This is a genomic window from Streptosporangium sp. NPDC023825 (assembly GCF_040639575.1).
GTDB lineage: Bacteria > Actinomycetota > Actinomycetes > Streptosporangiales > Streptosporangiaceae > Streptosporangium.
This window is the reverse complement of record NZ_JBFAAE010000086.1, coordinates 22,777-28,776: the sequence shown is the minus strand read 5'-3', so window position 1 is coordinate 28,776 and position 6,000 is coordinate 22,777. Positions and strand designations below refer to the sequence as shown.

Here is a 6,000-nt window from a genome sequence, read left to right as displayed (position 1 = left end):
GGTCGCCGCCGCGGCGGTGGAGGCGGTGGAGGCCGGACGGGTCCCGCCGGGGCCGGGCGACCCGCGACCGGCCGGGGGCGAGGATTCCCACGCCGGGAAGAGGATTCTCACACCGGAAAAAAGGGTTGAGCCGGAGTGACGGACGCGGACATGATCGGCTCATGGATCTCGTCGCGTCCCTGCCCGCCTTCGTCGTCGCCGTCGTGCTGATCTCGGCGTCACCGGGTCCCGCGATGGCGTTGATCCTGCGCCGTGCCGCGCTGCACGGTTTCCGGGGAGCGGTGCCGACGGTGCTGGGCCTGGAGGCCGGTCTGTACGCCTGGGCGCTGTTCGCCGCCGCCGGCCTGGCCGCCCTGGTGGCCGCTTCGGAGGTGGCCTTCGTCGTTCTCCGCGTGGTCGGTGCGGGCTTCCTGCTCTACCTCGGGCTGAAGGCGTGGCGCACCGCGTGGCGGATCCGGGCGGCCGGGCCCGCGCGGGAGATCGCCGAAGACACGCCGCCCGGCCCGGGGCGGGGCTGGTGGGGGGCCTTCGGCGAGGGCGCTCTCGTGATGCTCGCCAACCCGAAGGCCGCAGCCTTCATGATCGCTTTCTATCCCCAGTTCGTACCGGCCGACCGGCCGCTGTTCTCCACCACCGCGCTCCTCGCGCTCCTGCAGGTGGCCGTCGAGATCGCCCTGTACCTCGCCCTGGCGGCGGTGGTGGGGCGCGCGGGCGCGTGGTTCCGCAGGCCCGTGGTCCGTCGCCGGCTGGAGGCCGTCAGCGGCACCGTTCTCATCGTCCTGGGCCTGCGCATGGCCGCCGCGACCCGCTGACTCCGCGCGAGCACCGCGCGAGCACTGCGCGGGCGAACGGGCTCGTACCTCCCGCTTGCACCTCCCCTGGGGGGAGGCGCCAGGGTGGGGGCATGAACGGCGACACGCTCTACTCGATCGGTGATCTGGCCCGGCGGACCGGGCTGACGGTCAAGACCGTTCGGTTCTACTCCGACCGCGGGATCGTGCCGCCGACCGGTCGCAGCCCGGCCGGTCACCGCCTCTACGGCATCGACGCCGTCGCACGCCTGGACCTCGTACGGACGCTGCGCGACCTGGGAGTGGACCTCCCCACGATCCGCAGGGTCGTGGAACGGGAGATCTCGCTTCCCGAGGTGGCCGCGGCGCACGCCGAGGCTCTGGCGGTGCAGATCCGGACGCTGCGCCTGCGGCGCGCGGTGCTGACGGCGGTGACCAGGCGCGGGTCCACCCCCGAGGAGATGGATCTCATGCACAAGCTGGCGAAGCTCTCCGAGGACGAACGCCGGCGCCTGATCGGCGACTTCCTCGACGCCGCCTTCGGCGGCCTGGACGCCGACCCCGGATTCGCGGGGATCAGGCGCTCGATGACCCCCGAACTGCCCGACGACCCCGAACCCGAGCAGGTCGAGGCCTGGGTGGAACTGGCCGAGCTGTCCCAGGACCCGGAGTTCCGCGGCGTCATGCGGCGTCTGGCCGAGCAGCACGCGGCCGAGCGCGCCCGGGACGCCACCGGCGGCCCGCGCCGCGATCCCGTCGCGATGGTCCGCGACCAGGCAGGCCCTGCCCTGGTGGCCGGTATCGCCCCGGCCTCGCCCCGAAGCGATCCGGTCGTCGCGGCGGTGACGGCACGGTACGCGCACGTCGCCGGCCGCCCCGACGACGCCGGTCTCCGGCGCCGGTTGCTGGTCCGGCTGGAGAGCGCGAACGACCCCCGCAGGGAGTCGTATCTCCGGCTGCTCTCAGTGATCAACGGCTGGCCGGCCCCGGAAAGCCTGACGCCGGTGCTCGACTGGTTCATCCAGGCCCTGCGCGTCCGGACACCGGCGTAGCGAGCCACCCCCGATGGCGGCACCGGACCGGTTCGCCTCGCACGGCCTCGCAGGGTCGCGTTCGGACGGCATGCCGCGTGAGACGCCGTGCCGGCGGAACATGAGACGCGAACCGGACAGGTACGGAACGGAGCCAGGCGAGACCGTGAATGCCGGATTTCCGGATGGAACAATCAGCGCATGGCACGCTTCAAACGGCTCACCGTCGAGGAAGCCCGCACCCTCAGCCGCGAACAGCTCCTGCCCCTGATCGAGGACGAGCAGAAGCACTGGTATCGGCTCATGAACCACATGGAGATGCGGGCCGGTGACGACGACGCGTTCAAGACCTTCAACGAGATCATGCACATCGTCATCGGCCCCGGCCGTTCCGTCTCCGACGCGTTCGCCCTCTTCGAGGACGAGTCCCGCGACCGGGACTACTGGACGAAACCGCTCGGCGAGCTCGGCGATCTCTGACCCGGGCTCCTCACCGAACGACGCGCGGCCTCGCCGTTCCGGCCTCTGACCCGGGCTCCTCACCGAACGACGCGCGGCCTCGCCGTTCCGGCCGGTGCCCGCAGGGGCTATGTCGGCTGATAGCAACAGAGCCGACCGGTCTGCAGTGTCATGCGCAACTCCTCACCGAGGACCGGGTCGGCGGCGGCGACGCGGCTGACGGCACGCCGGAGGGCCTTGCCGACCGAGACGCGGGCGCGTTCCTCGTTGCCGGTGAAGTTCCGGGTCCGCCCGGCCAGACCGGTCGCGGACGCCAGCTCGTCGATCAGCCAGTCGCGCTCGGCCCGCAGCCGCTCGGCCCGGACGACGTCGTTGGCCGCCTCGTAGCCGTCGATCTCCTCCTGCAACAGCGACAGCCGCTTGCGGTAGGCCCTGATGGCCTCCTCGTCCAGGGCCGGCTGGACGGTCCCGGTCCCGGTGCCGGCGTCCACGGCCGCCCCGCCGCGCGGTACCGGGCCTGCGGCCAGCTCGATGGCCGGAATCTCGTACCGGGGATTGGCGAGCAGGATCGCGAGGTAGGCCATCCCCAGGCTGTGCTCGACGTGCGCGCTCCGCGAGCCCAGCCCGATCCTCCACCGGCGGCCTTCGCGCCGGCACTCCATGAGGGGCCGCCGCCCGCCGTGCCCGGCGGCGGTGACGGCGGTGACGGCGGCGTGCGGTCCCCTTCCACGGGGCAGGACCATGCCCAGCTCGGCCGCCTCGCTCGTGGCGACCTCCAGTTGCCGGCCCGCCTCGGCGGCGTCCCCGGTCCCGGCCCGGAGCGCCAGCGCCTGCGCCCACCGCACGCGCGACAGGACCGCCGCCGGCCAGTGCCCCATGGCCAGATTGCCCCGTACGGCCATCTGCAGATGCTCGACCGCCCGCTGGGCGTCGCCCATGGTCAGCGCGGCCACGCCCAGCGCGTGCCGGGCGGAGCCGAAGCACGCGACGCCGAGGCTGGCCACCATCGGAAGCCCGGTGAACGGGCCGAGCAGTTCGTAGGCCGCCGCCGAGGCCTCGGTGTCCCCCAGCAGGTACGCGGCCTCCACGACGCCGTGCATGGTCACCAGCCAGCTGCTGGATCGGGGCAGCAGGGCCAGATCGCCGCCCCGCAGCCGCGCCAGCGCGCCGGCCGCCTGCCGCCGGTCTCCGGCGGTGGCCGCGGCGACCGCCAGCGCGGCCAGGTAGGAGTTGTCCACGGCGCTGAGCGTCGGCGAGTTCACCTCCTCGGCCAGCATCGGAACCAGCTCGGCGATGCGGCCCTGGTACCAGCGGATGGCCACCATCTGCGCGCCGTACCAGCCTGCGGCGTCCGCGTCGCCGGCCCTCCTTCCCCGTTCGGCGCAGGCGGCCGCCTCGGCCTCGGCCTGCTCCAGCCGCCCCGCGCGGATGCCGAGCATCACCTCGATCGCCCGCACCACGAACCCGACCGCCAGGTGGTCCCGCTGGGCCAGCAGGCCGCGCAGTTCCGCCAGGTGGCGCTCCGCGTGCGGGTCCGCGTCGAGAACGTGGTCGACGGTGCGCCACAACAGTCCCATCAGCAGATCGCTGCGGCACGAGGTCCGGAAACCCGCGGCGATCAGCTCCCGGGCGAGTTCGTGACGCATCTCGCTCTGGCCGGGACCCAGCAGGCAGTGGTGGGCCAGGCTGACCGCCTCGGTCCACGCCGTCGGATCGCCCGCCCGCCTGGCCTCCTCCAGCGCGGCGAGGACGGTGGCGTGCCCGCCCGACCGGTAGTCGGCCTCGGCGGCCAGCCGTACCCTGAGCCGGAGAGCTTCCGGTGACCGCGGGTCCACCATCGACAACGCGTGCCGCAGACGCGCCTCGATCGACGCGGCGGCCATGACGCCGCGGTGTTCGTGCACCCACAGACCGGACAGTCCCAGCGCCGCGAGGGCCATCGCCTGACCGTCGCCCTCGCTCTCGGCCGCACGGTACGCCGCGTCGAAGCACTCCCGGCTGGATCGCAGGTCGCCCTCGACGCACCGGGCGTGTGCCCCGGCGAGAAGCAGCGACCCGGTGTCGTCCGCCGCCGCCGACGTCACCCCGTGGTACGGCGGGCAGCCGCCGGTGCGGGACCGGCGGGATATGGGGCCCCGCCACCCCCTGTCCGCTTTGTCATGGGCCGGGTCATGGACCAGGACCGGTGGCCGGCGATCCACGGCGGGCCTCAGCTCTCGGTGAGGCGGGACACATGCCCCTCCGGGCCGGTGGGCGAGGCGGGGGCCGCACGGTCGGCGGCGTCCGTGGCGATCTCCACAGCGGCGGACATGTCAGGACTCCTCGGATCGGTGTGCGATCAGGCTGCCGCCGGGCGGTTGCACTCGTCTTGCAACGTCCTTGCGTGCGAATCGCCGTCCCTGTCGCATGACCTCACCGGGGTCCGACCTCCGTGCCAGTCACCTCCGGCCCGGGACCCGGGATCAGTAACGGCCGTGCACCGTGTTCGTCCTCTTCGTCATACGGGAGTATCCGGGGGCGTTGAAGACGACCTTGGCGTAGACCTCGTCACCGGCGCCCTCCAGCGAGGAGTCGTCCTCGTCGAGGAGGGAGCACCGGATCGTGGGGGCGGAGATGATGATCAGCCCTCCCCCGTTCCGGTCCGATCCCGCGCTCAGCTGCGCGTTGCCCGCCTTGTACAGCCGGTTGTCGTAGACGGCGTCCTCGCCCCAGATCTCGACCTGAGCCGTCGCGCCGTTGTCGACCAGGTACTGCGCCTGGGCCTGCGTCATGCCGACCTTGCCGAAGGTGAGGACCTTGCAGCCGGCCGCCTCCTTGGTGATCGTCAGCCGGGCGGTCAGGACGCCGGGTACGTCGGCGGCCTGGGCGGGCGCGGCCGCGAGACCCACGGTCAGCGCCGTGGCGGCACCCAGCGCGGCGGCCAGGCGGGCGATTCTCTTGACTGCGGACATCATCGTTCCTCCGTTGTTCATCTGAGCTGGGACCTTCATCCGAGCTGGGACCGACGCGACTGCTTGCGCGTCCTGACGTAGCGGTTGGTCGCGGGAAGCCAGCACGCCACGACGGCGAGCAGCGCGCCCAGGGTGGCCAGCGCGGCCATGAATCCGGTGATCGGGGACACCATGTCCGTGATGTCCCGCAACCCGAGGAGAACGACGACGGGGGTGAGGACGCTCAGCACGACCCGGGCCCACGTCCTGCCGTCGCGGACGGGCAGCAGGAGCAGGACGAAAACCGCCGCGAAGAAGAGCCAGACGTACGCCCGGGCCTGGAGAGAGCCGAACGCGGCCTCCACCGCGGTGTCCACGACGGAGCCCACGGCCTCCGAGTCGACCTCGACGCCGAGCTCGTCGCGCACGTAGCTCTGCAGCAGGCCTCTGCCCGCGATCAGGGAGACCGCCGCCGACGACAGCATGGACGCCGCGGCCACCGCAGTGGCCAGGGTGGCGGTCAGTAACGTCCCCGGCCTGCGGGGTTTGTACGCGCTACCGCCTGTCATCTGGCGCGCGGTGGGAATGTGGTCGGTCATCTGTCTTCCTTTCGATGTTTCGTACGGCTCATCCGCAGGAAGGCGACGTTCCGTGGAACGTGCCAATCCGCTCTCCGGGAGAGGGACCGACGAGCCGGATACCCTTAAGGTGTTCCATCCGGTTCCACCGCCCGTTCCATCTCGGGCCCGTCTCTCCTCCTCAGCGGGCTCCGTGGTGTCCTCGGCACGG

6 protein-coding genes are annotated in these 6,000 nt (G+C 72.4%); 3 read left to right on the top strand and 3 right to left on the bottom strand.

Annotated features, from left to right (window positions below; genetic code table 11):
* Positions 1-161: 161 nt before the first annotated feature.
* The 3 genes from AB0G15_RS40110 (at position 162) to AB0G15_RS40100 (ending at position 2,302) form a co-directional block, all read left to right on the top strand.
* Entirely contained in the window at positions 162-812 is a 651-nt protein-coding gene (locus AB0G15_RS40110) for a LysE family translocator (RefSeq protein WP_362850621.1), read from the top strand.
* A gap of 92 nt (positions 813-904) precedes the next feature.
* Positions 905-1,843, top strand: coding sequence for a MerR family transcriptional regulator (locus tag AB0G15_RS40105; protein WP_362850619.1), 939 nt, complete (start codon positions 905-907; stop codon positions 1,841-1,843).
* A 180-nt stretch (positions 1,844-2,023) separates the two neighbouring features.
* The gene (locus AB0G15_RS40100) at positions 2,024-2,302 is read left to right on the top strand and encodes a hypothetical protein (RefSeq protein WP_362850618.1); all 279 of its coding nucleotides are present in this window, start codon (positions 2,024-2,026) and stop codon (positions 2,300-2,302) included.
* 107 nt (positions 2,303-2,409) lie between these two features.
* Here the strand turns inward: AB0G15_RS40100 and AB0G15_RS40095 are convergent, their stop codons facing one another.
* The 3 genes from AB0G15_RS40095 to AB0G15_RS40085 all read right to left on the bottom strand — a co-directional run bounded on the left by AB0G15_RS40095 (position 2,410) and on the right by AB0G15_RS40085 (position 5,810).
* A complete protein-coding gene (locus AB0G15_RS40095; RefSeq protein ID WP_362850616.1) occupies positions 2,410-4,365 on the bottom strand; it encodes a hypothetical protein in 1,956 nt (651 codons plus the stop codon).
* 378 nt (positions 4,366-4,743) lie between these two features.
* On the bottom strand, positions 4,744-5,232 hold the full coding sequence (locus AB0G15_RS40090) for a hypothetical protein (RefSeq protein WP_362850615.1): 489 nt from the start codon (positions 5,230-5,232) through the stop codon (positions 4,744-4,746).
* A gap of 35 nt (positions 5,233-5,267) precedes the next feature.
* Positions 5,268-5,810, bottom strand: a complete 543-nt coding sequence (locus tag AB0G15_RS40085; protein WP_362850614.1) for a hypothetical protein — start codon at positions 5,808-5,810, stop codon at positions 5,268-5,270.
* Positions 5,811-6,000 lie beyond the last annotated feature (190 nt).